General features: G+C 40.7%; 23 protein-coding genes and 1 rRNA gene. 2 read left to right on the top strand and 22 right to left on the bottom strand.

What is annotated here, in order from left to right:
- Positions 1-5: 5 nt before the first annotated feature.
- From LXF01_RS03375 to LXF01_RS03340, 8 genes are all read right to left on the bottom strand, one after another.
- The gene (locus LXF01_RS03375) at positions 6-1112 is read right to left on the bottom strand and encodes a YjgN family protein (protein WP_180103094.1); all 1107 of its coding nucleotides are present in this window, start codon (positions 1110-1112) and stop codon (positions 6-8) included.
- Positions 1113-1242: 130 nt separating this feature from the next.
- Positions 1243-2088 (bottom strand): S-formylglutathione hydrolase, encoded by an 846-nt coding sequence (fghA, locus tag LXF01_RS03370; RefSeq protein WP_180103095.1) that lies wholly within the window; start codon positions 2086-2088, stop codon positions 1243-1245.
- 28 nt (positions 2089-2116) lie between these two features.
- Complete coding sequence (locus tag LXF01_RS03365; protein ID WP_180021433.1) at positions 2117-3508, bottom strand: C13 family peptidase; 1392 nt, start codon at positions 3506-3508, stop codon at positions 2117-2119.
- Positions 3509-3633: 125 nt separating this feature from the next.
- Positions 3634-4452: a class I SAM-dependent methyltransferase gene (locus LXF01_RS03360; RefSeq protein ID WP_218948634.1), complete on the bottom strand. Its 819-nt coding sequence runs from the start codon at positions 4450-4452 to the stop codon at positions 3634-3636.
- Entirely contained in the window at positions 4446-5270 is an 825-nt protein-coding gene (locus LXF01_RS03355; RefSeq protein WP_078191179.1) for an undecaprenyl-diphosphate phosphatase, read from the bottom strand. Before LXF01_RS03355 ends, LXF01_RS03360 begins: the two co-directional genes overlap by 7 nt.
- 12 nt (positions 5271-5282) lie before the next feature.
- Positions 5283-5948 (bottom strand): tRNA (adenosine(37)-N6)-threonylcarbamoyltransferase complex dimerization subunit type 1 TsaB, encoded by a 666-nt coding sequence (gene tsaB, locus LXF01_RS03350; protein ID WP_180103096.1) that lies wholly within the window; start codon positions 5946-5948, stop codon positions 5283-5285.
- Positions 5949-6110: 162 nt separating this feature from the next.
- Positions 6111-6641 (bottom strand): gamma carbonic anhydrase family protein, encoded by a 531-nt coding sequence (locus LXF01_RS03345; protein WP_180063945.1) that lies wholly within the window; start codon positions 6639-6641, stop codon positions 6111-6113.
- Between the two features lie 35 nt (positions 6642-6676).
- Entirely contained in the window at positions 6677-7285 is a 609-nt protein-coding gene (locus tag LXF01_RS03340) for an NUDIX hydrolase (protein WP_180063946.1), read from the bottom strand.
- A gap of 126 nt (positions 7286-7411) precedes the next feature.
- On the opposite strand from LXF01_RS03340, the gene LXF01_RS03335 reads away from it, so the two are divergent.
- Complete coding sequence (locus LXF01_RS03335; protein WP_078192366.1) at positions 7412-7960, top strand: NUDIX hydrolase; 549 nt, start codon at positions 7412-7414, stop codon at positions 7958-7960.
- A 67-nt stretch (positions 7961-8027) separates the two neighbouring features.
- Here the strand turns inward: LXF01_RS03335 and filF are convergent, their stop codons facing one another.
- From filF to filA, 6 genes are all read right to left on the bottom strand, one after another.
- Positions 8028-10043 (bottom strand): putative pilus system protein FilF, encoded by a 2016-nt coding sequence (gene filF, locus LXF01_RS03330; protein WP_180103097.1) that lies wholly within the window; start codon positions 10041-10043, stop codon positions 8028-8030.
- A gap of 22 nt (positions 10044-10065) precedes the next feature.
- Entirely contained in the window at positions 10066-11415 is a 1350-nt protein-coding gene (gene filE, locus LXF01_RS03325) for a putative pilus assembly protein FilE (protein ID WP_180103098.1), read from the bottom strand.
- Positions 11416-11429: 14 nt separating this feature from the next.
- Complete coding sequence (filD, locus tag LXF01_RS03320; protein WP_111884775.1) at positions 11430-13094, bottom strand: putative pilus system OmpP1/FadL family transporter FilD; 1665 nt, start codon at positions 13092-13094, stop codon at positions 11430-11432.
- Positions 13095-13106: 12 nt separating this feature from the next.
- Entirely contained in the window at positions 13107-14306 is a 1200-nt protein-coding gene (gene filC, locus LXF01_RS03315; protein ID WP_180103099.1) for a putative pilus system protein FilC, read from the bottom strand.
- Positions 14307-14366: 60 nt separating this feature from the next.
- The gene (filB, locus tag LXF01_RS03310; RefSeq protein WP_111884773.1) at positions 14367-15200 is read right to left on the bottom strand and encodes a putative pilus system C39 family peptidase FilB; all 834 of its coding nucleotides are present in this window, start codon (positions 15198-15200) and stop codon (positions 14367-14369) included.
- 197 nt (positions 15201-15397) lie between these two features.
- Positions 15398-16354, bottom strand: a complete 957-nt coding sequence (filA, locus tag LXF01_RS03305; protein ID WP_180103100.1) for a putative pilus system protein FilA — start codon at positions 16352-16354, stop codon at positions 15398-15400.
- Positions 16355-16609: 255 nt separating this feature from the next.
- Between filA and pabB the strand changes: the two genes are divergently transcribed.
- Entirely contained in the window at positions 16610-17950 is a 1341-nt protein-coding gene (gene pabB, locus LXF01_RS03300) for an aminodeoxychorismate synthase component I (protein WP_180103101.1), read from the top strand.
- A gap of 116 nt (positions 17951-18066) precedes the next feature.
- On the opposite strand, the gene hisC is transcribed toward pabB, so the two are convergent.
- The 8 genes from hisC to rrf all read right to left on the bottom strand — a co-directional run bounded on the left by hisC (position 18067) and on the right by rrf (position 25563).
- On the bottom strand, positions 18067-19164 hold the full coding sequence (gene hisC, locus LXF01_RS03295) for a histidinol-phosphate transaminase (protein WP_180103102.1): 1098 nt from the start codon (positions 19162-19164) through the stop codon (positions 18067-18069).
- Between the two features lie 181 nt (positions 19165-19345).
- Positions 19346-20647: a histidinol dehydrogenase gene (gene hisD / locus LXF01_RS03290; protein ID WP_180103103.1), complete on the bottom strand. Its 1302-nt coding sequence runs from the start codon at positions 20645-20647 to the stop codon at positions 19346-19348.
- Positions 20648-20850: 203 nt separating this feature from the next.
- On the bottom strand, positions 20851-21552 hold the full coding sequence (hisG, locus tag LXF01_RS03285) for an ATP phosphoribosyltransferase (RefSeq protein WP_180021457.1): 702 nt from the start codon (positions 21550-21552) through the stop codon (positions 20851-20853).
- A complete protein-coding gene (gene murA / locus LXF01_RS03280) occupies positions 21552-22808 on the bottom strand; it encodes a UDP-N-acetylglucosamine 1-carboxyvinyltransferase (protein WP_180103105.1) in 1257 nt (418 codons plus the stop codon). The genes hisG and murA overlap by 1 nt, the downstream gene beginning before the upstream one ends.
- Before the next feature lie 6 nt (positions 22809-22814).
- Positions 22815-23066 (bottom strand): BolA family iron metabolism protein IbaG, encoded by a 252-nt coding sequence (gene ibaG, locus LXF01_RS03275; protein ID WP_078191194.1) that lies wholly within the window; start codon positions 23064-23066, stop codon positions 22815-22817.
- Between the two features lie 135 nt (positions 23067-23201).
- Entirely contained in the window at positions 23202-23534 is a 333-nt protein-coding gene (gene hpf, locus LXF01_RS03270; protein ID WP_078191195.1) for a ribosome hibernation-promoting factor, HPF/YfiA family, read from the bottom strand.
- Positions 23535-23702: 168 nt separating this feature from the next.
- Positions 23703-25157 (bottom strand): RNA polymerase factor sigma-54, encoded by a 1455-nt coding sequence (locus LXF01_RS03265; RefSeq protein WP_180021459.1) that lies wholly within the window; start codon positions 25155-25157, stop codon positions 23703-23705.
- A gap of 291 nt (positions 25158-25448) precedes the next feature.
- Positions 25449-25563: ribosomal RNA gene (rrf, locus tag LXF01_RS03260) — 5S ribosomal RNA — on the bottom strand.
- Positions 25564-25700 lie beyond the last annotated feature (137 nt).

The following is a 25700-nucleotide window of genomic DNA, read 5'->3' as shown; positions in this document are numbered from 1 at the left end:
CTGCGTTATAAGGAAATATCTAGGTCAAAAATATCGGATAATTCTTCAGCAATTGCATTGTGATCTTGCTGCATTTGATTTTGTAATTGATCAGGATCATCGACCAACATTAAATGCAAAGATTCCGTCTGATATTTATATAGTCGTACAACTGCCCATGGTGTCAGTAAACCGAGGCTAATCACTTTAGCCAACCAATTGCTCAAGACAATCCATGCATAGCGCCATTGATTACAGTCCGTATGAAACTGACTGCGGCTCAACGTGGTGTTATTCCAAGTGGTAATAAAAATACGTGCAGCTGTGAGTGGCCAAATAAACATATAGCCAATCAAATACATACCAAAAATAATGAAGACATAAGATGCGTCATTTAAACCATCTGAGCTACCAAACAATATCGCAAAGATCACTGCCAGCAATGCACCAAAACCCATAAACAGAAATAAAGGCACATACATGGCGCGCATATAATCGCCCCACGTATTATTCAGATTAAATTTCAACTGCCCCAGATACAAATGATTCAGACATTCACGTTTATATAGCCAGACCGCAACTGGTGTAAACAACCCAAGGGTAAAGACAACCACCGCAAGACATTTAACAAAGCACCAATACGCGCTTTTATTCGTCCCTGAAAAAAAGAATCGGCTATTACTAAACTTACTGTTGCGAGCACGGAAACGAATCGTAGATCGAATGAGCCAAGGAACTGCGAAAAAGATCAGGACAAAGCCCGCTAAGAAAGCTTCCCAAGAATATTTTGCAGCAAAAGAGAAACCACCATAGACCACTAGCGCAATGATGCGCCCAACTAAAATTTTTGTAGGCAAACCAGTAAAGTCAAAACGACGCTGAAATACCCAAGTATTACCGTAAAAATAACGTAAACGGCGGACCTTTGCCCAAGGCGCATAAAGTCCAAGCGTGACAATTGTCAGTAAGATATTCACGATCCAAATACCGAAATATTCAGACGCATTACCTTTAAACCTAAAATGATAATTTCGTCCCAAAACATTAGCCTGTTCTGTCTCACCAAATAGACTCGGTGGATTCATCACGGGCAGCTCTGGCGGAAGCGGCGTTTCAATTTGTGAATTTTGCATAAGTACCCTAAATTATTTTTTTTGGTATGTCGAATTTATTCATTTGCATGGCAATGCTCATCACCATGCTTTATTTATACGTATATCAAAGCAAGCTATGCCTCAATATTTTTAACCACTGACTTTAGAATTAATGAACCGCTGTTTGCAATTGGACAGCGTGAAATTGCAAATGATCGTCCATAAAACTTTGAATAAAATAATAACCATGATCATAGCCTGCATGTTCACGCAGTTCGAGTGGCTGCCCAACTTGCTCACACGCTTTCTTAAACAAAGCCGGATTTAACTGGCTATAAAATTGATCATCAATGCCTTGGTCAATCAAAATGGCTTTAAACAAAGCCCCTTTGGATTGCACTAAAGCTGTAGCATCGTGCTGAAGCCACTGCTGACGGTCTGAACCTAGATATTGACTAAAAGCTTTTTCGCCCCATGGACACTGACTCGGCGCACAAATCGGTGCAAAAGCAGAAACCGATTTAAACAGGTCAGGATGCTTCAACGCTAAAGTTAATGCACCATGACCGCCCATACTATGTCCGAATATGCCAATCGCAGCTTTTTGTACCGGAAATTCAGCCTGTACCAGCGAATACAATTCTTCAGTAAGAAAACGTTCCATTTGATAATGCTCGGCCCACGGTTGTTCCGTTGCATTAATATAAAAGCCCGCACCCTGCCCAATATCCCAATGATCGCCTTGCGCTACCTGTTCCCCACGTGGAGAAGTATCAGGGCTGATTAAAATCAGGCCGAGCTGCGCAGCTAAACGCTGAGCATGCGCTTTAATGGCAAAGGTTTCTTCAGTACAGGTTAATCCCGCCAAATAAAACAATGCAGGACACGCTTGGCCTTGCAAGGCTGCTTCTGGCAGAAAAATACCAAACTTTGTTGGGGTTTTTAGACTTGAAGAATCCAATTGATAAATGCGCTGCTCACCCGCAAAACAGGTATTTCGTTGTACTAATTCCATGATCTTTATCCTAAACTTTTTTGATCTTTTAAGGCGTAACCGTCGTAGCCGGTGCAGTAGTCGTCGGCGGGAACAATCGTTGTTCTAATTGAGGCAACATTAATGCCATGTTTTTCCCCATCGACCACTGTGGTTCAGAAGGTTCGAAACCTTGCGCTGCTTCCCATTTCGCTACAGTCGCTTTGGTTTCATTAAATGCCGCTTGAATACTGGTCTGCTCACGCATCGCCTGATCAAAGAACGCACGACCAAAATAGGTGTATTCAGCTTCATTCGAACAGCCAAAAGACTGTCGATCAGCTGCCGATGCAGTAATGATTAAAGTATTATCATTTTGCAGTGCTGGAATAAAACTGCCTGAATAACATGAAGAAATGACAATCACACGCCAACGAATTCCGGATGCATCCAAGGCTTCTTTTAACCATTTAGGATCGACTTGCGCCAAATCCAAAGGTGCATTTTCCATTTCAAAGACATTTGGTAAACCATGTGAGGTCATATATAAAAATAAGACGTCACTTTCTCGGTTCATCTGTTGACCAATACGACGCAGCGCCAACTCCATACTGGTTTTAGATGCCAGCGGAATTTCAGTGCGCGTTGCAGGGTTATTGATCAGCTCAACCGAACGCCCATAGGTGCCAAAACGTGTATCAAACTGTTCTTTAATCCGTTCAATTTCCAGTTTAAAAACATCTTGATAACTCGCACCCGCCACCCCTAAGAAGTACCAATGGGATTGGGCAAATTCACCATATTCCACTGCATCTAAGGATTTATTGAGTAAACGGCTTTGTGCATAAAATGCATCTTCAGCAAAGCTTGGAGGAACTTCTTCTACTTTCCAAATCGGCTGATCTTTGACTGAGACTTGCCACACGACCAAAGTAAATAGCGTCGCACCCATAATCAGTGCACGCTCCCACCATGGCCATTTCAGCTCACGTGAAAACACCCAAACGACAGCCAAACTTTGCCAAACAAATAGAATAATGAATAACGTTGGAATGTAGTCATACAGAAAATATGGGAGAAAATCGAGATCTCCCAAATATTGAATCAAACATTGAAACAACATGATGTGCGTATCAAGCACCAACCAAAGCAATGCAGGGACCAACATTAACCGTGGATTATTTACACGTTGTGATAGGAAAATCCCCACAATTAAAGCAATAAATGGCCACAATGCATAACTTATAAGACCTTGAGCGTTAAATTCACCAATACGCCCCGTGCTGAGCCAACTAAATAAACTATTGGCACAACCACCTAAAATCCCCCAAAACACCAATTGTAAAATCGATGGACGAACGATTTGTAAAGAACGACGAGACCCAAAAAATAACCACATCCCCGCAGTTTGGTTGCTTTTAAAATCATGCCAAAAATTGATGGAGGGTTTGAAATCAATCATAGAGTTCTAATGGTGGCCTTGGCTCGCTTAATTGCACAAATAATTTTATGCCTGATGTCGTTTTTAGCAATGCTATTTTTTAACTATATAACAAATCTTTGAACAATATTGAAGCAAATATCATTTTAAGTCACAAGATCATGTTGGAAATATGCATCAAAGCGACAAGCATCACCTTGCCACTGATGTTGTGGCTCTTGATTCGCTAAAAAAACCGCCAATCGTGGACGTTTAACCACGACACGTTTAGCAATTTTTTGTGCTAAATCCAGTAAATTATCACCTAAATCCATCTCACCATCTTCAGGTAACAGCAAATGCAATAATTGCATTTGTTTTTTGACCTGAGCTTGCTTTTTGACGGCTTGCTGGTTTTGATCTCGCTGTGGAAACATCGGATCGAGATAAACCACATCAAAGATTTGATTGGTCGTCGACAAATGTTTCAAAAAGTCTGCCGAATCTGAAAAGACCAATTCAATTCGTGCCACAACCGAACTTAAAAATGCATCTTTCTGCGCGCGTTGATGTGAGTCTTCCAATAGGGTAAATAAAATTGGATGACGTTCCACAAGGGTCACATGCGCACCCAGATGTGCCATCAATAAACTATCGTGCCCTAGCCCTGCGGTTGCATCCACAAGCTGTGGCTTTTCAGCCAAATTACACGCACGTGCAATCATCTCAGACTTTAAGGATGCTCGCTTTAAACGCCCCACTTCTGCTTTCCAATCGGGTTGCATCTTCATGCCATTGGCCGCTAACCACAAACCATCTGCGTCGACACACAAACTGAGTTCAGAGTTTAAACGTAAAAAACGCGCGTTTAATTTTTCAATCAATTCAATATTTACAGATACACCACGTGAAGAAAGCACAGCAGAATACTGCTGTGCTTTCTCATGAAACTCTTGTTCTGTGTATAAGCGGATTTCGCTTACCATAATTTCCAGCCTGTAAATGCGAACAATAAAATCAATAAACCTGAAACAATTCGATACCACGCAAAAATCATGAAATCACGTTTTGCCACATAAGCGACAAGCGCACGAATTAAAATCAATGCAGAGACAAATGAAACGATTAAACCAACGGCGATCACAGTCCAATCTTGAGTGCCTTGAAATACATCATAGCTTTGATATAAATCCAGCAAACCTGCACCGACAATAACAGGAATACCCAAAAAGAATGAAAACTCAGTGGCTGCTTTACGAGAAACACCCAAGAACATAGCACCAATAATAGTTGCGCCTGAACGTGAAGTCCCTGGAATTAAAGACAAAACTTGAATTAAACCAATCCAAATCGCATCTTTAATGGTTAAATCTTCTACTTCTTTGGCACGCACCTGCGGTGGATTTTTTTCGATCCAAATAATGATCAAACCACCGATAATCAACCCCATAGCAATCGCAATGTTATTGAACAGCAGTTCTTTCACCGTCTGACCAAACGTCAAACCAATCAACACGATTGGAATCGAAGCGAGAATTAAGCCAAAACCTAAACGGCGACCTTTTTCTTCACCAGTCACCATACCGGTTGCTGCGCCCCACAGGCGGCCCCAGTATTCATAAATCACCGCCGCAATCGCACCCATTTGAATTGCGATCACGAAAACATCACTTTTTTCTTTGGTCCAAAAGTTCATTAATTCTGAAGCCAGAATTAAATGCCCTGTACTTGAAATCGGTAAAAATTCGGTAATACCTTCAACAATACCCATGATTGCCGCTTTGAGCAGCAGTAGAAGATCCATATATAACCCTAATTATGGCTTGCCTTGTTCTGAAATTTTCTTCCAGGCGTTATCTCGTAAATATACGGGCAATGCAAGTTCAGCACTCACCCATGCTTTTCTTTGCGCCGCTTCGCGGGCAATAGTAGCAATATCTTGTGCTGTTGCACTTAAGTCTTTGTATTGTGTTTGTTCTGATTGAATGAGCTCACTACCAGAACCCACGACAGTAAATTTGATCTGTGGTGTGGCATCTGCGTAGCTTAATAATTGTTCTTCATCTACAGCCTGCATAATGCCATTGGCATCGAGTTGATAGCTTGCGATATACACTTCTTGCATGCGTGCATCAAGGACTGCAGTTATTTCAGTCAAACCATGTAGACGATGCGCCGCTTGAGCCAAAGCTTGCAAAGTCGATACTGGAACAACAGGTACGTCATTGGCCCATGCCAAGGCTTGTGTTACCGCTGCATTAATACGGACACCACTAAATGAGCCAGGCCCACGACTAAATGCAATCGCAGTTAAACCCGCTAACTCAATAGCAGTTTGATTAAGCCCTTGCTCAATCATTGGGAGAATGGTTTGTGTCTGCGCTTTTGCCCGTAAATCGAGTTGAAAATAAAGCTCTTGAGTTTCATCTACAATCGAGACGGAACACTGCTCATTGGCAGTTTCCAATGCCAGTAATTTCATGCGCAACCTTAATTAAAGTTAATCTTAAAAAACGTTGAATATGATACTCCACTCCATCGCAGTTCGCGAGATTTTCCACCACAGACTCAGCGCTTTCTGTATTTAATCTATAAAAAAGCCTCGACAAACGTCGAGGCTTTTTTGCTTACCATGTATAGCGCTCTAAAGTTCAGCGACTTCGAGTTGAGTAAAATGTTTAAAATGAGCGGCGTAGTGCAAGGCACTCATTTTTAGACGTGCTTCGGCTTGCTCATCTAAAGTCTTGACGACTTTACCCGGTGAACCCATCACAACAGAATTATCCGGAATCACCTTCCCTTCTGGAATTAAAGCATTCGCACCAATGATGCAATTTTTACCAATCACAGCATGATTTAGAACCACGGCATTGATTCCGATCAGACTATTATCACCTACGGTACATCCGTGTAGCATGGCTTGATGCCCAATCGTGACATAATCACCAATGATCATTTCAATGCCGGCATCGGTATGCAGCACCGCATTTTCTTGTACATTGGTAAAATCACCCAGTTTGATACGACTGTTGTCCCCTCGAATGACGGCTCCGAACCAGACACTCACTTCTCGGCCTAATTCAACTTTCCCAATGACCGTTGCATTTTCTGCAACCCAACCATCCCAAGGTTGATGCGTGGCTTTCGGGCTATATCCTTGAAATTTGTACAACATGATCAAACATCCTATTTTGACTTTCTAAAAATGATTTATGGCTCACGGCCCAAATGAAATGAAGGAGAATTTAATAAAAAAGGCCATTCTTTTTGATAATTCAGACCATATTGAAATAAGGAAATCAGCATCCGTGCAGTCAAGCCCCATACGATTTCGTTTTCGATTCTTAAACTGGGAAAATAAAGCGATTGCTGGGCAAAACGAACTTCATATGGCGTTGGCGGTGTTTCTAAAAGCTGTCTTAATGATGCAAAAAAAATACGGTCAATTTCAGTGGGTTGAGGTATTAAATTTACGTCAGGCGGGATCAATCCCACGATCGGTTTAACTAACATTCCATTCCGTGCTTTTTGCATTGGTAAATCACCCAAAAGTTGCACATCAAATGGATTTAGAGCGGTTTCTTCTTGAGCTTCTCTTAACGCCACCACGATATTACTGGTGTCTTGGGCATCACGTTTGCCACCGGGAAAGGACACCTCACCGGCATGATTATTCATATAGAGTGAGCGGCGGGTCAATAAAATGCGTGGATTATCTTCTTGGGTAATCGCAATCAATACAGCAGCATGCGCAGGTTGAATACGCTTAGAAAAACGTAAACGTTGCTGCAATCGCTGAGTCAATAAACCCTCATCCATCCACATTACATCCTTATAATTATCTTATTTTCATCATAGCTGAATTTCGGCCAAGCTGGTTAGAAATGATGCCAAAGTTTTATTTTTAAGTTATTCTGACGGTTCACACAATCCATGACGATGAATATGAACTTTTGCTCAAACTGCGGACAAAAAACAAAAGAAGCGATCCCGCTTGGAGATCATCAGATACGCCGTATTTGTACCGCATGTGGGTTTATTCATTATGTGAATCCTAAAGTCATTTGTGGTGCTTTAGCCGTTTGGGACAATCAAGTTTTACTTTGCCGTCGTGCGATTGAGCCACGCTATGGGCTGTGGACATTGCCCGCTGGCTATATGGAACTCTATGAGACGATGGAGCAAGGTGCAGCGCGTGAAACTCGCGAAGAAGCCGAAGCAGAAGTCAACATTGAGCAACTATATTGCATGTATAACATTCCCCGTATTGGGCAAATTTATGCCTTGTTCAAATCTGAACTAATCAATGGTGAATTTGGTGCGGGTGATGAAACCATTGAATCACGATTGTTTAGTGAAGAAGATATTCCTTGGGATGATTTAGCCTTTCCAAGTGTGGAAAGAACGCTGCGGCATTATTTTGCTGACCGCAAAACAGGTCAGTTTGAAATGCATCTCGAAACCCTTGGTACGCGACTCGATCACACTGGTTAATTTGCTGCTCTCAATATTAAAAAAGCCCATCACTGATGGGCTTTTTTATTTTACTCATATTTGACGATTATTTTGTCTTGATGGTGTAACAAGGGGCCAACTCTAAAGAAATATCACCACCGCTTAACTTCGCCGTTTGAGCCGCAGCAGTATCGTTTGGATTTTTTAAGCTATAAATATAACTAAAGCTGGCCAAACTATTCCCCCACTTCACCACTTTATTATCCGAATCTGTCAAAGCAACGCCAGAGGGACGTGTGCCTGCATTGGCATTAATCATATTGTGTAACTGCACTAAAGCACCGCCTACAACCATTGATGTATCCGCTGAAGTTTTCACACTTGAGTTCATTCCAATCAGCGCGCCATCAAGGGTATGGAAATATGGGTCAGCTAAAATCATACGAATCGAAATGGTATTTGGATTGATATTTCCTTCAGGCGTAAAGGTACGGGTTGTCGTTCCGATACGATATTGCTGTACACCTTTGTCATCTTTCATTAACAGTGGGTCAAGCACATCTTTTCCGCTACAGCCTTCCGTCGCGTGTGTAGACAAGTCGACAATTTGGCTATCTTGACGAGTAAATACATCGTCTGGCACGCCAGATTTTATATTTGTGCGAATATCACCATTACGGTCAATCACCACACCCAATTTCACTGTTTTAATCGAAGTATCGGTAAATTTAAAGGTTAAATCTGCATACAAGGGGAAGATATAATTTTGTCCAGTAGCAACATTTTCAACAGACTTAAAGACTTTTTTGTCTAAATACGATAACGGATAAAGCTTGTATAAATCCATCGTGCCTTTAAATTGCACTTGGTTAATGTTTTGCTCCCAAAGACCTAATTTTTTCTTATCATCGGCCGTCAGAACGTAATCATCTTTTTTAGCCATTAACGTTTTATATAAACTTCCACCTGTACCGACCACCATTTTGTCGGCAAGTAGCGTCCCTTGTTTAATAATCAAAGGGCCAGAGTTGGCTTCTTCTGCATCAAAACGGAAACCCAGTATGCCAGGTTTATCAATTTGCTTTGTAAGCGGATCAATCCAATTATCCTGTGGCGTTGCAGTTAAACGTGTTGGTCGTACCTGCGTCAAGAGCAAGACATTCACACCACCAATGGTACTCAACTGTTGATCAACTTTACCCTTCCACTGTAAACCACTACCAAAAGTCATGCCTTGGCGGTCCGTCATTAACATGAAATGACCAAACAAATTGACTTTTGAACTATCGGTCGGCAAACATTCATTTTTGTCGCAGCCCACCAGTCCATTTGAACCGCTGGCATTGGTAATCACGCCATCCGTTGAAAATAACGCAAACTCAGGCTGATATACCGCAGCGGTTGAGATATTCATGAGTTTTGAAACTAAGGTAAATGCGTTTTCATTGCTGACTTCGGACAAGTCTAGCCAAGGTGTAAACAGGTCATTAAATTCCGTATCTGAACTGATACTGAAATCCGCTGTCGCGACATTCCGAGTGATTTGATCAATCAATACTTTATCTGCATTGTTGATATAAACCGCTTGGATATCTGTAGCTGTAACTGCGCTGTTATTTTTCAAAGCCAAGGCTTGAATAATTTTAGCCAAACGCATGGCCACTTTAACTGTTGCGTCGGTATTTGAAATCGTTGCAGCAGGTTTACCCGCGATGCCGGCAGCCAAATCCAATAAGGTCAAACGTGGGGGTGTCGTGCCACTAGCTACATTTGAAATTTGTTTCAAATCTACTTTACCCAAATCAATTCGACGTGATTTTTCACCTTGAACAAAGAAAGTCACCGTATCGCCAATTTTACAGGCACCTGTCGAAACACCTTCTTTTAGATCAAATAAAGTAATGTAGGTATTTTTAACGTCGCTCGAACAATTAAAATTCAGACCTTCAATTGGATAATCTAAAACGAACTCAACACAGCCTTCGGTATTACTTTTACAGGTACCATTGGTTGTACTGGTATCATAAATTTCAGGATTCACATTTGCACTTTCACCGCCACAGCCACTGAGCGCTGCAACCAATGCCGTTAAAGCAAACGGTAATAAAATTTTATTTTTCATCCTAATTCTCTTTTTTATGTCCTTAACGGATTGCTGTTAATTTAAGTTGGCCTTGATTGGTTAATACGCGACCATCGACGTCAATTGCTGTTGCTAAAGGCGTTAAAAATAAATACTGGCTACCTTTAGGCACTTGAATCACGCCTTCAATTTTTTCATGGTAAAGATGATCCGCTTCACCTTGGTTATTTTTGAATCCACCTGCGCCTTCCATGACACATCCATTTTTGTCTAAAAATACCGCAAATGGCCAATAAAATGTAGGATTTTGTACTTTGGATGCAAATGAATGTATACGAATATTTTGTAATGGTGATTTTAGTTTTACGACTTCATAGTCAAATTCGTCAGATAATGGTGCTCGAGGCCATAAGTTAATATCTTGAGCTAAGTCGAGCTCTTTGGCTTTCTTCATTTTTTTATTCGAAAAACATTGCTGACCTAAACCTTGAATGGTGTCAGCTTGTGACACCCGATAATATGATGTGGCTAAAGTGATTGGGCCTGTATCTTCGGGTTGATTACGTTTAAATAAATTATCAATGACGGAGCGACTGACACCTTTTTCACGTTCAATGGTTTGCATCCGCGTTTGCCCCATCTTGCTATCAATAACGCCTTCGGGCATGGTGTAAAAGCGCTTTTTGCCTTCTAAGTTAAACTCTTTATCTTCAAGATATTCATTATTGACATACTTTTCACCAGCCATGGTCGAAAAGCCTTGCTCTTGTTTTGCCTTAGCCGATTGTTTTGAAGGATTATTTTCTAAGTTTTCACCTGAAGATCGTACGGATTGATCAGTACTGACTACTTTCTCAGCAAGGATCTTTTTCTCAACGACAGGTTTATCTTTTCCAGCTAGAACTTTGGACTGATACGCTTCACGAGGTTGGGCTAGCTCTGATTGCTGTAAATTTTCTGTCCATGCGGTTGAAGGCAAGACTTTTGCTGTCGTATCTGCCGCTTGTGCTGACTTTTCAGATTTGCGAAGTTTATCCCCTGAGACGTCTTTAATTTTATCTACTGTGACAGCTTTAATTTCATCCCGTTTTTCCGGCTCGCGTATACTTAAATGTTGAGAATTCACCGGTCCAACAGCCTGTGCTGTTGGACTCGTTTGACGTGTCATCGGTGTCTTGGTTTGAGACGGACTAATGCTTACGGATGGTTGAATAATTTGTTGTACAGGTTGAGAGTCTATCGTTTTAGCAGTTGGACTTTCTTTAGGTTTCTTTGCTGGTTTTTCTTGCACTTGTACCACCATTGGGCGCCCATCTGGCCCAATAATGGTATGAAACGCCCCAGCGTTGGTATACGACACTTGCACCACAGACAGTGCAAGTAACGTTTTTATGAATAAAATCCTTTTCATTCTGTCTGCTTATCCTACCAACGAGTTCTGTAATTTAATCCTAGGATGGTGATTTTCGTATCGGTTTTTACATTCAGTCCAGCATATGGATTTAAAAGTAAGTTATTCACACCGGTTAAGTTTGCAAGACTACTAGTATTCGCTGGAATGTTATCTTTACTGCGTAAAAAGCCGATTGATAAATCTAAATCCGTATCTGCATCAAAACGATATCCAATCCCCATACCAAAGAGCTGCGCACCATTAATTGGGACCATGGTATTTCGCTTACCATCAGGAATAGAGGTACTCCTTGGTTCATAGCCTGCACGTAATTTCAAACGATCTGTTGCAGAATATTCAATACCAATACCCCAGTTCCAAGGCGATGTAAATTTCAAAGGTAAGGCCAAAGAATTATCGGTCACATTTTCAGATAATAATTTTGCAATTTTCAGCGCTGAAATTTGACGGTCGAATTCAAAACGGAATTTGTCCCAAGCACGATAATCGGTCCAGCCCACATCAAAATTGATTTGTAAATCAGGCATGACCTTATACTTGATCCCGGCCTGTACGTGCTGTGGATATTCAAAATCCATCGAAACCAAACCCGACTCCGAATTTGGCACGGCATTTGGGAAACCTAAAATTGCAGCTAAAATTTGACCTGTTGGTGATGACATTAAACCCTTAATCATCTCCTGAGGCGCTTTTGCATTATGAATGCGATAACGGCCTTTCATGCGCATTTTCGCAGCGCTTTGGTACACCATACCAAAACTAAAATCTTCGCGTGGCTCCCACAAAACCCCTAAGTTATAACTTGGGCTTAGTGACTGCTCTAAAGCCAATTCCATCTGACCAAATTTGCCAAATGGGTTCATCCCTTCTTCGGTATTACACATCCCCAATAGCAAGATGTCGGTAATAATGTCCGAATTTTCCTTGAATGGCGTACAGACGACTTCATCAATCATCCTTAACATGCCGATCAACTCATTGGGAAATCGTAGATCTGATTTCAATCCAATGGCTTGATAGGACATCCCTACACCACCACCAATCGATAGCTCATCACTAACTTGATAACCCACAGTTGGCGATAGATAAGTAATACGCTCTAGAGCAACTTGTTGCCCCATAAAATTACCGGGGTTGCCATTTTCAGCACCAAAACCCGCAATCAAAGGCGCATAAACGGCGGATGCAAATGTTGCTTTAGAACCTGGTGGATTATAGGCAATCCCCATCGTTGGTGCGGCAATGGGTTGGCCAGCACCAAAATCCACCATCTTTTTTAAGACAGGTACATATAGGGATGCATATTCAACATCACCAGAAACCTTATCTTTAAAGTCCGTACAAATATCTGCCGTTACTTCAGGGCCATCATTACAGACCATTGGGTCATCTGAATAACCAAAGACGTTATAACCCGCAGGGACGGTAAATTCACGTTGAATATCAAAGTTTGCAATGATCCCCTGCATATCGGTTTGCAAACCTTCAATTTTAGTTAATGCTGCAGGGTTAAAATGCACGGCACTAATCCCCGGAGGATCAGCAGTTACTGCATTCCCTAATGCAAGTGACCGTACATCAACTGAAAGGTTGGTACCCAATTGTGCAAAAGCAGCACTAGAACAGCCCGTTAAAACGATCGCACTAAAAAGTGGGCTGAGTCGAATTTTACGCATACGACAGCCCTCTTAACGAAGTTTTTTTCCAAAACCTAGAATATCTAACGGGAAAGAAAGTCCTAAAGACACGTCTGGTGCATCTTCAGTTAAACCTAGCCCCACCGTACCGTTCACAATCGTATCTGGAGATACACGTACACCTAAAGAAATCGCGAGAGTTGAGCTGGTTTGGTCTGCAGGTGAATAGGATTCGCCACTGCTATATGTAAATTCTGCGCCGGTGTTGAAACTTTGTTGATATGACATGGTGAGGGAAACATCGTAGTTAAACGAGTATGCAAAACCGAATGCAAAACCACCACTAATTCCCGGTTCAAACTCTTCAATGACACGCGTACCACGACGTTGGTTTAAACCCGTTTCTTTGAAACCATAGTTAGCTGAAACAGATGCAAACAACACAACGGGGTCAATATATTTACGCGTACTCGCACCGATACCTGCCGAATAGTAACCTTTACCTGTTGCTAGATCATTTACTGCATTGACTTCGTATGGACTATCACCTGTTTTCGTAGACAAATTACCAAATAAAATCAGTGGCAAACGACCTTGCTTCAATGGGAATGGTTCCCAACGTGCGCCTAAAGAAATATCCCCTAAACCAGCAGTTGAAGTATCTTTTAATAAATCAGTTTTCGCCACTAAAGGCACAGATGCAGAGAATGTCAAATTGTCCATTACACCGTATTGCACGGTAAATGTATTGGTCATTGAATGTGTGGCATTCTCTTGTACACGGAGTTGATAAAGTTGGCCTTGTGCCATCTCCATATCAAGTTGAGTATCACGGTAATAAGTATAATCGATATCGTAAAAAGATGATATTTCACCTTTTTTAATCAATGAATACTGACGTTCATTCGAGCTAAATACTTCCTGTAAGTTAGCTTCTTGACTCGCATCACCCTCTTGCTGTTGAAGTGCTGTCGATGCCTTTTCAGTGGCAGTAGCACTTTCGACTTGTGGTGCCTCAGATTGTACTGGCTCTTCAACAGATTCATACTGTCCAATTTCAGGCTCGGCAGCAGCTTCTTGTGCAGTATCAGCTTGGTTCACAGTAGCAGGAGATACAGACTCTTCTACGACTGTCTCTTGTTCAACTGGATCATATTCTCCAAGGCTTGGCTCTTCAGCTGCATAGGCAACCCCCATCACCACCTGAATACTCATGGCTAGTAGTGTTTTGTTCATCCATTTACGATTCATGTTCCTTCCCACCGTTGTTATTTTTTTAATCCTGACACTTTGTTATACGCTTTCATCTAATCATTTACTCTTGTAGTAAAGCCTTAGAAAGTTGTAATTCGATTTACCATATGACTCCGACTCTTCATTCATGTTTTTATCAAGTCGTATCGTAGATGCCTTGTCTGCAATTTTTTCCATGTAAAACTGCGGATATTGAATATCAACCAATGCATAACGGTTCACGGTTGCATCTTCAACATGTCGCAAGTCTGAATCTTGCAAAGCTAATAAATTTTTACGTTGCTCAGGCGCAACGTTGATTAAGAATAATGTGTTGTTTTCCCATATTTCTTGGAATCTAACTTCATCGAAACTGATATTGCCCAGTGCTGGATCTGCAACATAAACACGCCCATCTTTATAGGCTTTAAAAACCACAAAATGTTTAAAACCAGCATATGAAATGGGAACAATCGCAGGCTGACCTTGCTTAACTAGATCTGAAAACTCACCTTTGTAGCCCCCACTGTCTAGCCCCACAGCAGCGACAAAACGTTTCATGTCTAATAAGGAGAAACTTCGACGTTCGATGATTTTTTCAGTTTCACCAAATTTCAGCAAACCATTCATGGTCTGTTGCTCAGTTAGCTGTGTCCCGACATAACCATTTAATAAAGTGGTTAAGGCTGCTGAACCACAACTGTAGTCATAAGCTTGCCGAACGATGCCTCGAAATTGATCTTCTATGGCAGGTTTAATTTTTACAGATTCACGGTGCATCCGAGTAAAGGAATCATTTCGTGAATCCAATGTTTCGGTATAGTGAACTGTTCCGACTGGCTTTTCTTTTAAATCAAAGGACTCTTTGGCAAAGTAATACATCAATGCCGAGCCTACTGCTATCTCTAACATATCTTCTAACTTTTAGTTATCGGCAATGATGTGCCTTTTTTCATTATTATTTAGAGCTATTGCTCTACATCCATGTATTATGCAAGATACCTTTTTTTTTATAAAAAAACAGCATTTTTTTATGCTTTATTGGGTCATTCCGCACTTTTTTGTAAAAAAAAGCGCGTGATCAACACGCGCCTTATTTTTATTCTAAATTACTTACTAGAAATTGTAATTACAGAACCTTGGTTATATACACCCATTGCTGGGCTGTAGAACGTTTGTAAGCCTTGAACTTCGATATCACCAATTGAACCAGCGTCTTTACTTCCTAAATGAATACCTTTCACATAGTTATCAATTGGACCAGAGTTGCTTACCATTTGAATATAACCATTGTTTGTGCCTTCTTTACCATAAACACGAACATCTTGGTTAATCGTTAGGTCAGTTTTATTAGCATCAGCAACTTTGATGCTTTCGATAAAGATTTCACCTGCTTCGCGTGTAGCCGTTTTAGTTGATGCATCAAGGATACCAAGATCTTTAATTTCTAAACCACCAACCATTTTCGTACTCAGTTTAATCATTGCACCTTGTGGAGCAGCACCCAACTGAACATTTGCAGTCATTGGACCAGTTTTTAGAGAAAGGCCAGATAAAATTGCATTGTAGTTGTTATCGTCACCACCACGGCGAATGCCTGTAGTACCCGCTGTACCAGATGCTGTTACGCCAATTTCACCGATTTTGATATCTAAACCAGAAACATCAGCTGCGATGTTAATGAATGCACCATTTGCACCAGTACCAGCATCAGTATCAATACGTAAATCAGCTAAATTGCGAGAAGCGAGAAGATAAGCTCCACCGTTATCATAGTTTGCACCAATAACGATACCTTTATTTTCTAAAGGATCACCAGCTTTCTTGTTACCTTGAATAACGATCGCACCAGCAGTACTTGTACCGCCCTTAGCTGTGTCCGTTAAACCGTCGTTATCGTGAATGAAAAGTTTTTCAATTTCAATTTTAGAGATACCAATCCCGATGTTAATACCATCTTGACCAGTGGTTGAACTAAGTGCAGCATCGTCCATTGCTTGCATAGCCATAGCATTCGCACTAAATGCGATTGAAGAAACTAGAGCTAATTTAGTGAAATTTTTCATACGGTACTCTCCCAAGAGTATTTATTTTTTTTGATTTTCAACCACTCGATTTATTCAGCTGTAATATTATTTTGTGACAACTGCTAAATCTTTCCTTGAGTTGTTTGCTCGCTCGATTAAATTATATCCAAGCTGAAATTTGTTCAACTGTTGTTGGTCGCAATCTAATTCTTACCGATAAACGGTATTTGCAAACCAAATGAATTAGGAATGGTATAAAATCCATTTTAGTCTTTAAAGTTAATTTTTCTGTTGATGCAAAAACCAATTTCTTTTAAAAAATTTATTCTCAAACAAACTGTTAGTGCTCAAAAGATTTTGCAAGCGCTTGCGCCCTTGTCACATGTGATTTTTTTAGAAGATCAAAACCAACCTGTTATTTGCTTTTTGGCAAATCAATATCAACAATTGAAGAATGATGAACTTAAAGCTTATGTCCGTACCAATTTAGATCAATATGAGGAATCTGATACTCAGCCCTTGCAAAATATTGCCTTCCAAGATTTATGTTCAAACTTAGGCAGCGGGTTTTCTGGGGGCTGGGCTGGTTTTATTAGCTATGATTATGCAGCGCAGCAACAGATTTCCTTGCACGCCAAAGCGCAACCTCGCTTGTTTTTAGGACAATTTTCTAGTTTCTTAAGACTAGAAAATGATGGTTGGTATTTTTATAGTTCTGATCATTCTGCAGCTCAAATTTACGACTACATTGATCAGTTCATTCAAACAGAGATCACTCAGAATCAATTTAAATTAAGACAAAAATGTACTGCAAGATGGTCCAAGTCAGACTACACAAAAGCCTTTGATCAAGTTCAGGAATATATTAAAGCGGGCGATTGCTATCAAATTAATTTAACACAAGAGTTCACAGCTCAAGCAAACGGTTCACTCTTAGATACTGCTCAAGAATTTTGGTCACTGACTGATGCACCATATTCAGGCTACTTACGTATTAATGATTTTGAAATTTTAAGTTGTTCGCCTGAACTTTTTATAGATTTTAAGCCTAAACGCAAGATTATTACTAAACCAATCAAAGGCACGATGCCTCGCTATGAAGATCCAGTTTTAGATGCGCAGTCAAAACAACGATTAAAATCATCTGAAAAAGACATGGCTGAGAATGTCATGATTGTCGATTTACTGCGTAATGATTTGAGTGTTTATGCTGAAACAGGTTCTGTAAAAACACCTAAACTTTTTGATATTGAAAGTTTTAACCAAGTGCATCACATGGTCAGTGAAGTTGAGGCCGTGCTGAAAACAGATGTAAACCCTTTTGAAGTTCTGATGTCAGCACTGCCGGGCGGTTCGATTACCGGCGCACCTAAAATTCGCGCGATGCAAATCATTGATGAACTTGAAGGTGCTCCTCGCGGCGCCTATTGCGGCTCGATGGGTTATTTTAATCACGATGGCACGGGCTCTTGGAATATTTTAATCCGCTCTATTCAAAAATACCAAGATCAGGTTTCGCTGTGGGCAGGTGGCGGAATCACCATCGCATCAGATTGCGATGCTGAATATCAAGAATGCTTTGATAAAGTCGAAGCGATGCTGGATTTGTTAAACACGTGGTATACGGAAGATTAAACAAAAAAAGCGATTCAATTGAATCGCTTTTTTATACCCCCCCTTGCGAAGCAGTGCTTCTCACCTTTTCGAAAGGAAGATTAGGGTAGATTTAAATCTATAGTAGCTTGCAGCAATCAAGCCAAAATATCGTTTTTAAGCGTATCCACAAGGCGCTGATTTTGTTCATCTGTACCAATGGTGATACGTAGGAATTGATTAATCCGCGGCTTATTAAAGTAACGCACAATAATCCCGCGTTCGCGTAATTCAGCAGCCAACTCACCTGCATCTTTATTTGGCAATGAGGCAAAAATAAAGTTTGCCGCAGACGGCAATACCTTAAAGCCCAGCTCAGACAGCTGCTCTACTAGTTTTTCACGGCTCGCAATCACCTTGGCATTTTGCGCTTCAAAATACGCTTGATCCTCAAATGACGCCACGGCTGCTGCAATCGCAAAACGGTCCATCGGATAAGAGTTAAAGCTGTTTTTTACCGCCTCAAGCGCTGCGATTAAATGCGGCTGCGCAATCGCGAAACCGACACGCAAACCGGCCAATGAACGCGACTTAGACGTCGTTTGACAAACCACAAGATTTTCATATTTTGCAACCAAGGCCACAGCAGATTCAGCACCGAAATCGACATACGCTTCATCAATCACAACCACTGAATTTGGATTAGCTTGCAGGACTTCCTCAATTGCAGACAAACCTAAAGCAATGCTAGTAGGCGCATTCGGATTGGTAATGATGATGCCGCCATTTGGCTGTTTATAGTCATCCACCACAATTTCAAAGTCATCGTTCAGCGGCAAAATTTTAGTATTGGCAGCTATACCAAAAAATTGGCTATATACCGGATAAAAACTGTAGGTAATATCTGGATACAGAACCGGCAGTTCTTGCACAAAAAAGGCTTTAAAAATATGCGCCAGCACTTCGTCCGAGCCATTGCCGACAAAGACCTGCTCAACAGGTACATGCTGCTGTTTTGCAATCGCTTGCTTTAACTCAGACGCATCTGGATCTGGATATAAACGTAAAACATCAGCAGAATTTGCCAATACTTTTTGAACTGCTTCCACCACTTTTGGCGATGGCGGATACGGATTTTCATTGGTATTGAGTTTTAAAATATTTTGGATTTTAGGCTGCTCACCCGGTGTGTACGGTTCTAATTCACGTACATCAGGGCTCCAAAAACGCATTTGTTCAGAGGTAATATTTGGCATTTTATTTTGCTCTTTTTCACCCTCTCCTAACCCCTCTTGCACTTCGCTTTAAAGGAATCCTTAAAGCTCGTTCAGGGAGAGGAATATTCATTTTATGAGATTTCCCCTTTCCTTTCAGGAGAGGGTTAGGGAGAGGTTTATAGTTTTGGAAAACTAAGTTTTTCACCTAGTCTATATTTTATTACTGGTAACGATATCTCGCAGATCTCGCATGCGCATCTAAGTTTTCCTGCTGCGCTAATGTATCAGCCGTTTTCGCTAAAGTTTTCACGCCATCTTCAGAACACATGATTAAACTTGAGCGCTTTTGGAAATCATAAACACCGAGCGGTGATGAGAAACGCGCTGTGCCGGAGGTTGGCAACACGTGGTTTGGACCTGCACAATAATCACCAATCGCTTCCGGTGTATATCGACCCATGAAAATCGCGCCGGCATGGCGGATATCTTCAGCCATTTCCTGTGCTTGATCCAAGCACAGCATCAAATGTTCAGGCGCAACTTGGTTAATCAATTCGGCGCCTTCAGCACGGTCTTTGACTAAAACCAATGCGCCGCGGTTTTCGATTGAAGTACGCGCAATATCCGCTTTTGGTAACGCTTCTAAATGCTTTTCAATCCATTGTTCCACTTGATCTAAAAGATCCGCATCTGGCGTAATGAACACCGCTTGAGCCACAGTGTCATGTTCCGCTTGCGACAACAAATCCATAGCCAGCCATTCAGCGTTGTTTTGACCTTCTGCATAGACCAAAATTTCGGATGGCCCTGCAATCATATCAATGCCAACTTGACCAAATACCGCACGTTTTGCTGCAGCAACGAAACGGTTGCCTGGGCCAGTGATTTTATCCACAGATGGAATGCTTTCTGTGCCGTAAGCCAATGCTGCAACCGCTTGCGCGCCGCCAATGGTAAATACACGGTGTACGCCTGCTAAGTAGGCTGCTGCCAAAACCAATGGATTTAAATCACCATTCGGTGCAGGCACCATCATAATAATTTCAGGCACGCCAGCAACATGCGCAGGTACAGCATTCATCAATACAGAAGACGGATAAGAAGCTAAACCGCCTGGTACATAAATACCTACACGGTCCAACGGTGTGACCTTTTGACCAAGGGTATTTCCTAAAGCATCTACATAAGTCCAGCCATCTTGCTTTTGCGCTTGGTGAAATTCACGAACACGGTTCGCAGCCAGTTCTAAGGCTTCACGCACTTCTGAACTTAAACCCTCAAATGCTGCTTTCAGTTGTGCTTGCGTCAGCTCTAATTCTGAGAATTGATGCGCTGGATGTCGATCGAACTGCTGTGTCAATTTAAGAACATGAGCATCACCATACTGACGAACATCAGCAATGATTTGGTCAACGGTTTTTAAAAGTTCTGGATCATTCACAGTTTCAAAAGCCAACAAGTCAGCAAAAGCTTGCTTGAAGTTTTGATCTTGAGTCGATAAACGTCGCATCAATTTACCCACAAGGTAATCTATTGGAAAAGATTAGTTTACCTGTTTTACAGCAGCTTGTGGACATCTATCGCATGTGTTCATGTGGAGTTTTATTGAAAATAACTTTCGTTAAAATTAGTGAAAATACAGTTTTATCATTATTTTTTAGTTTTCATAAAAAAACCGCCCAGATTTGAGCGGTTTGGTCAGCATAGCGCTAAGAATTTAACGACTTATGCTTTTTTTGCTTGCTCGCGTTCTTCCACGGCTTTTTCTAGCTGTGCAAGAATTGGATTCAACAAAGTTTGTTTACGTTTAAAGCTTGCCTTGTTCACGATTAAACGTGAAGACACTTTACAGATTTCTTCCAAAGGCTCTAAACCATTGGCACGTAAAGTATTCCCGGTATCCACAACATCGACGATGTAATCACCTAAACCAACCAATGGCGCAAGTTCCATAGAACCATACAGTTTGATCACATCAACTTGCTCGCCTAAGCTTGCATAATATTGACGGGTCAAATTGACGTACTTGGTTGCAATCTTTAAACGACCTTTCGGACGAACCATGCCGACTTTACCAGCCGTCATTAACTTACAGTTGGCAATTTTTAAGTCCAATGGTTCATACACATTTTGTGCACCATGCTCCATCAGCACATCTTTACCTGCCACCCCAATATCTGCAGCACCATTTTCAACATAAGTTGGTACATCAGAAGCACGTAAAATTAAAATACGTACGTGCTTATGGGTCGTTGGGAAAATTAACTTACGAGATTTATCCGGATCTTCCAATAAGTTAATGCCAGCTGTTTCCAACAATGGCAAAGTTTCTTTTAAGATACGTCCCTTACTTAATGCTAAAGTTAAACCATGATCAAAATTGCCCATTACGTCAAAATTGGGATCATCGTTTCTCATATCGCTCATTAACTTACTCGCTTAATTTGGGCACCTAAACCTTGTAACTTCGCTTCAACATCTTCATAACCACGGTCAATATGATAGATACGGTCAATCAACGTTTCCCCATCAGCGGCAAGTGCTGCTAAAACCAATGAGAAAGAAGCTCGTAAATCAGTTGCCATCACGGGTGCAGCAGATAATTTCTCTACACCTGTAACAACAGCATCATTACCTTCAACCTGAATATTGGCACCCATACGTGCTAATTCAGGTACATGCATGAAACGGTTTTCGAAAATCGTTTCAGAAATTGTGGCAAAACCACGACCAATTGCATTCACAGCCATAAGCTGTGCTTGCATATCGGTTGGAAATTCTGGGTGTGGTAAAGTCTGGAAACTAACTGCTTTCGGGCGTTTACCCATCATATCCAGTTCAATCCAATCTTCACCGCGCGTAACTTCCGCGCCCATTTCTTCAAATTTATCTAGCACAGACTCCAACAAGTTTGGATCAGTATGTGTGGTTTTGATTTTACCGCCAGTGATCGCTGCTGCAGCGAGATAAGAACCTGTCTCAATACGATCAGCAACAACGGCATATTCACAGCCATGTAGGCTTTCAACACCTGTAACAACCAAAGTATCTGTGTCCAAACCTTCGATTTTTGCACCCATCTTGATCAGCATATTTGCAAGATCGGTAATTTCAGGTTCACGAGCCGCGTTACGAATGGTCGTTACACCGTCTGCAAGAACCGCAGCAGTTAGAATATTTTCAGTACCACCAACTGTGACCATATCAAAGACAACTTCGCCACCTTTTAGACGACCATCCACTTTGGCATGCACATAACCTGCTTCAACTTCGATCTCAGCACCAAGTGCTTCTAAAGCTTTTAAATGTTGATCTACAGGGCGTGAACCAATTGCACATCCACCCGGCAAAGACACTTTTGCACTACCATAGCGCGCCAATAACGGGCCAAGCACCAAAATAGATGCACGCATGGTTTTCACGAGTTCATATGGTGCAAATTGATTATCTAAGCTAGCAGTATCAGCCTTAACCGTATCACCTTCATAACTGATTTGAACACCTAAACCTGCGATCAATTTCACTAAGGTGTTCACATCTTTTAGATTTGGAACATTGGTTAATGTAATAGGTGTATCCGCAAGGATAGTTGCAGCGAGTAATGGCAATGCAGCATTTTTCGCACCAGAAATACGAACTTCACCTTCGAGCTTAGTACCGCCCTGAATCAGAAATTTATCCATTAATTATTAAGCTCCGAATAAGCTTGCTTTGCGCCATTCTTCTTTGGTCATTGCACGAATTGTTACTGCATGTACTTCACCGCTGGCAATGTAGGAGTTCAAAGGTGCATAAACAGATTGTTGACGAGCAACAGGACGTTTGCCTTCAAATTGATCATCGACAATGCGTAGATCAAATTTGCCGCCTTGCCCACTAACTGCAACCTCAGCTTCTGGAAAAGCAGCTTTTAAAATTTCAGTGAGCTGTTCACTATTCATCACAAGACCCCATATAGGACTAACGGTGTAAAACCCGTCATTTTACTATAAATCTAAAAAATAATTCATTAGTCACATACATTATATATATAAAAAAAGAGGTTATAAAAAACCTCTTTTTGTACAATTTACAATCTAAACCGTTAAAGGCATATAAATGAGCTGCATTTTTCGATGTTTATGTAATTGTTTTTTTAATTTTTCAGACAATTTTTTGATCGAGGTATACATATCATCAGCGCACGCTTGTGCAAAAAGTTCTGTCCCAGGTAATCGTATAATCGCTTCCGCAATATGATTATCACTACCTTTTTTTGAACGTTTATCAACCTGATGATCTTTAGTCAGTTTGACTTGCATACTATTGACCTGATCTAAATGTTTGGTCATTTCCGCAAATTTAAGACGAATATTTTCTTCTATTGCTGGCGTAATTGTTAAATGATGGCCACGAATTGTAATCTGCATAATTCTATCCCTCACCTTCTTTCAGGACTGGAAAAGTTCAAGCCGAATCATCCAACTCAATATGCGAAGCATACATTTACACAATCAGATCATTTCGGCCATTCCTTATAAAAAAAGAGATTCATTATTTCGTCATAATGAACCTCTAGAATAGTCAGATTTTCAAATTTAGATCAACACTTTTCGCTCTGAAGATGATGGAATATGTAACGATTCACGATACTTCGCAACTGTACGACGAGCAACATCAATACCTTCTGCATTAAGCAAAACTGCAATTGCATTATCAGACAAAGGCTTACGTGTATTTTCTTCTGCAATCAACTTTTTAATTTTTGCACGAATTGCCGTCGAAGATGCTTCCCCACCAGACGATGTTCCAACATGACTTGAGAAGAAATATTTCAACTCAAATAATCCACGTGGTGTGAGCATATATTTATTTGTGGTTACACGGGAAACTGTGGATTCATGGAGTTCAACTTCTTCCGCAATATCTCGCAGGACCAAAGGCTTCATTGCCTCAGGCCCTTGTTCAAAGAACGCTCGTTGATGCTCCACAATACAGGTTGCCACTTTTAATAAAGTTTTATGTCGTTCATCAATGCTTTTAATGAAATTCTTAGCTTCAAGCATTTGATTACGTAAATATTGATTATCGTCACTTTGATCTGCACGCTTGATCATATTGGCATAGAAAGAATTCACTCGTAGCTTTGGCATTACATCAGGATTTAACTGTACCAACCAATGTTCATTCTTTTTTAGCACCACTACATCTGGAATTTGATAGTCTGAATCTTTATCTTCAAACTCTTGCCCTGGATGTGCTTTTAATGTTTTTAACAAACAAATGGCTAGTTTAAGTTGTTCCGTATTTAAACCCGTTTGCTTAATTAACTTAGGTAATTCATTGGTAATCAGCAACTCATAATTTTTCAATAATAAAATAGCTTCATATCGATATTCGACATGTTCAGGAAGATTTTCAACTTGTACCATTAAACATTCAGCGAGATTACGTGAACCTACACCTAAAGGATCTAGACGCTGAATATGCTTTAAAACCACCAAAACTTCGTCATCTTCGACTTCTTCTTCATAATCCATAGAATCTAAAAGATGCTGAACAGATTGGGTAATTTCATTTAAGTCACAATCTAAAAAACCTTTGTTATCTAAAGCATCGATAATACAGTGTGCAATTAGTTTATCGATCACAGAAAAGTGTAAAAGATTAACTTGCTCAAGCATATGTGCTTGTAAACTTTGATGCCCCTGCCGATTATCTTCGCGCTCTTCAAATTCAGCAGCACCTAAACTTGTAGGTTGATGCGTATAAACATCATCCCACTCCGTATCTACCGGTAACTCATCAGGCAAATGATCGGCATTTAATTCATTGGTTAAGTCTTTATTTTCCCTTTCTTCTTCTTGTAAGCTATTTAAACTTTCAACGGTATTTTGTTCTTCAACTTTCTCTAATAGAGGATTACTGTCGAGTTGGATTTGAATTTCTTGTTCCAATTCCAAACTTGAAAGCTGTAATAAACGAATGGCTTGTTGTAATTGAGGTGTTAATGATAAGGAATTGGCAACCTTTAACCCCATCGCTAATTTCATTAATAACTCCCCCTATAATTAACCGCACTTTATAAGCAATTTTTATGCCGTTTTATTTTTTATAGCATAATTTCGAAGAGAACGCCCGATTTTTTGTCTTTTTTAGACTCATTATTCAGCTAATTCATTCTTCTATTAGGAACAATTCGCCTTATAAATTAACTATATAATTAGATTTCTTATTCATTTTATTCCGGCTGTCACTGTATTTTTTGTTTTTCATTGTTCTTATTATTTCTCCCCGCATAAAAAAACACCCCCTGCACTAGTCAGGGGGTGTTTCGAATAATGAGCTGGCGATGACTTACTCTCACATGGGTAACCCCACACTACCATCAGCGCTAAGAGGTTTCACTTCTGAGTTCGGGAAGGGATCAGGTGGTTCACTCTTGCTATTGTCGCCAGCACAACTGTTATGGATACTTGCTTAGTCTTACGTATTGCTAAGTTTTCTACCAAATGAGTTATTAACAGATCATATCTGAGTTGCAGTATTTTGTTCTTAAGCGTTAACTAAATCAAGTTATTTTGCTTAATATCGAA

The organism is Acinetobacter sp. SH20PTE14, assembly GCF_021391555.1.
In the GTDB taxonomy this organism is placed as follows: Bacteria; Pseudomonadota; Gammaproteobacteria; order Pseudomonadales; family Moraxellaceae; genus Acinetobacter; species Acinetobacter amyesii.
Note: the sequence above shows the minus strand (reverse complement) of the source record. Positions and strands in the feature narration are given on the sequence as shown.

What these genes read in the sequence shown, in the direction of transcription:
- LXF01_RS03375 (WP_180103094.1), bottom strand. Translation starts at nt 1,112, where the DNA reads ATGCAAAATTCACAAATTGAAACGCCGCTTCCGCCAGAGCTGCCCGTG.
- fghA (WP_180103095.1), bottom strand. Translation starts at nt 2,088, where the DNA reads ATGGAATTAGTACAACGAAATACCTGTTTTGCGGGTGAGCAGCGCATT.
- LXF01_RS03365 (WP_180021433.1), bottom strand. Translation starts at nt 3,508, where the DNA reads ATGATTGATTTCAAACCCTCCATCAATTTTTGGCATGATTTTAAAAGC.
- LXF01_RS03360 (WP_218948634.1), bottom strand. Translation starts at nt 4,452, where the DNA reads ATGGTAAGCGAAATCCGCTTATACACAGAACAAGAGTTTCATGAGAAA.
- LXF01_RS03355 (WP_078191179.1), bottom strand. Translation starts at nt 5,270, where the DNA reads ATGGATCTTCTACTGCTGCTCAAAGCGGCAATCATGGGTATTGTTGAA.
- tsaB (WP_180103096.1), bottom strand. Translation starts at nt 5,948, where the DNA reads ATGAAATTACTGGCATTGGAAACTGCCAATGAGCAGTGTTCCGTCTCG.
- LXF01_RS03345 (WP_180063945.1), bottom strand. Translation starts at nt 6,641, where the DNA reads ATGTTGTACAAATTTCAAGGATATAGCCCGAAAGCCACGCATCAACCT.
- LXF01_RS03340 (WP_180063946.1), bottom strand. Translation starts at nt 7,285, where the DNA reads ATGGATGAGGGTTTATTGACTCAGCGATTGCAGCAACGTTTACGTTTT.
- LXF01_RS03335 (WP_078192366.1), top strand. Translation starts at nt 7,412, where the DNA reads ATGAACTTTTGCTCAAACTGCGGACAAAAAACAAAAGAAGCGATCCCG.
- filF (WP_180103097.1), bottom strand. Translation starts at nt 10,043, where the DNA reads ATGAAAAATAAAATTTTATTACCGTTTGCTTTAACGGCATTGGTTGCA.
- filE (WP_180103098.1), bottom strand. Translation starts at nt 11,415, where the DNA reads ATGAAAAGGATTTTATTCATAAAAACGTTACTTGCACTGTCTGTGGTG.
- filD (WP_111884775.1), bottom strand. Translation starts at nt 13,094, where the DNA reads ATGCGTAAAATTCGACTCAGCCCACTTTTTAGTGCGATCGTTTTAACG.
- filC (WP_180103099.1), bottom strand. Translation starts at nt 14,306, where the DNA reads ATGAATCGTAAATGGATGAACAAAACACTACTAGCCATGAGTATTCAG.
- filB (WP_111884773.1), bottom strand. Translation starts at nt 15,200, where the DNA reads ATGTTAGAGATAGCAGTAGGCTCGGCATTGATGTATTACTTTGCCAAA.
- filA (WP_180103100.1), bottom strand. Translation starts at nt 16,354, where the DNA reads ATGAAAAATTTCACTAAATTAGCTCTAGTTTCTTCAATCGCATTTAGT.
- pabB (WP_180103101.1), top strand. Translation starts at nt 16,610, where the DNA reads ATGCAAAAACCAATTTCTTTTAAAAAATTTATTCTCAAACAAACTGTT.
- hisC (WP_180103102.1), bottom strand. Translation starts at nt 19,164, where the DNA reads ATGCCAAATATTACCTCTGAACAAATGCGTTTTTGGAGCCCTGATGTA.
- hisG (WP_180021457.1), bottom strand. Translation starts at nt 21,552, where the DNA reads ATGAGCGATATGAGAAACGATGATCCCAATTTTGACGTAATGGGCAAT.
- murA (WP_180103105.1), bottom strand. Translation starts at nt 22,808, where the DNA reads ATGGATAAATTTCTGATTCAGGGCGGTACTAAGCTCGAAGGTGAAGTT.
- ibaG (WP_078191194.1), bottom strand. Translation starts at nt 23,066, where the DNA reads ATGAATAGTGAACAGCTCACTGAAATTTTAAAAGCTGCTTTTCCAGAA.
- hpf (WP_078191195.1), bottom strand. Translation starts at nt 23,534, where the DNA reads ATGCAGATTACAATTCGTGGCCATCATTTAACAATTACGCCAGCAATA.
- LXF01_RS03265 (WP_180021459.1), bottom strand. Translation starts at nt 25,157, where the DNA reads ATGAAATTAGCGATGGGGTTAAAGGTTGCCAATTCCTTATCATTAACA.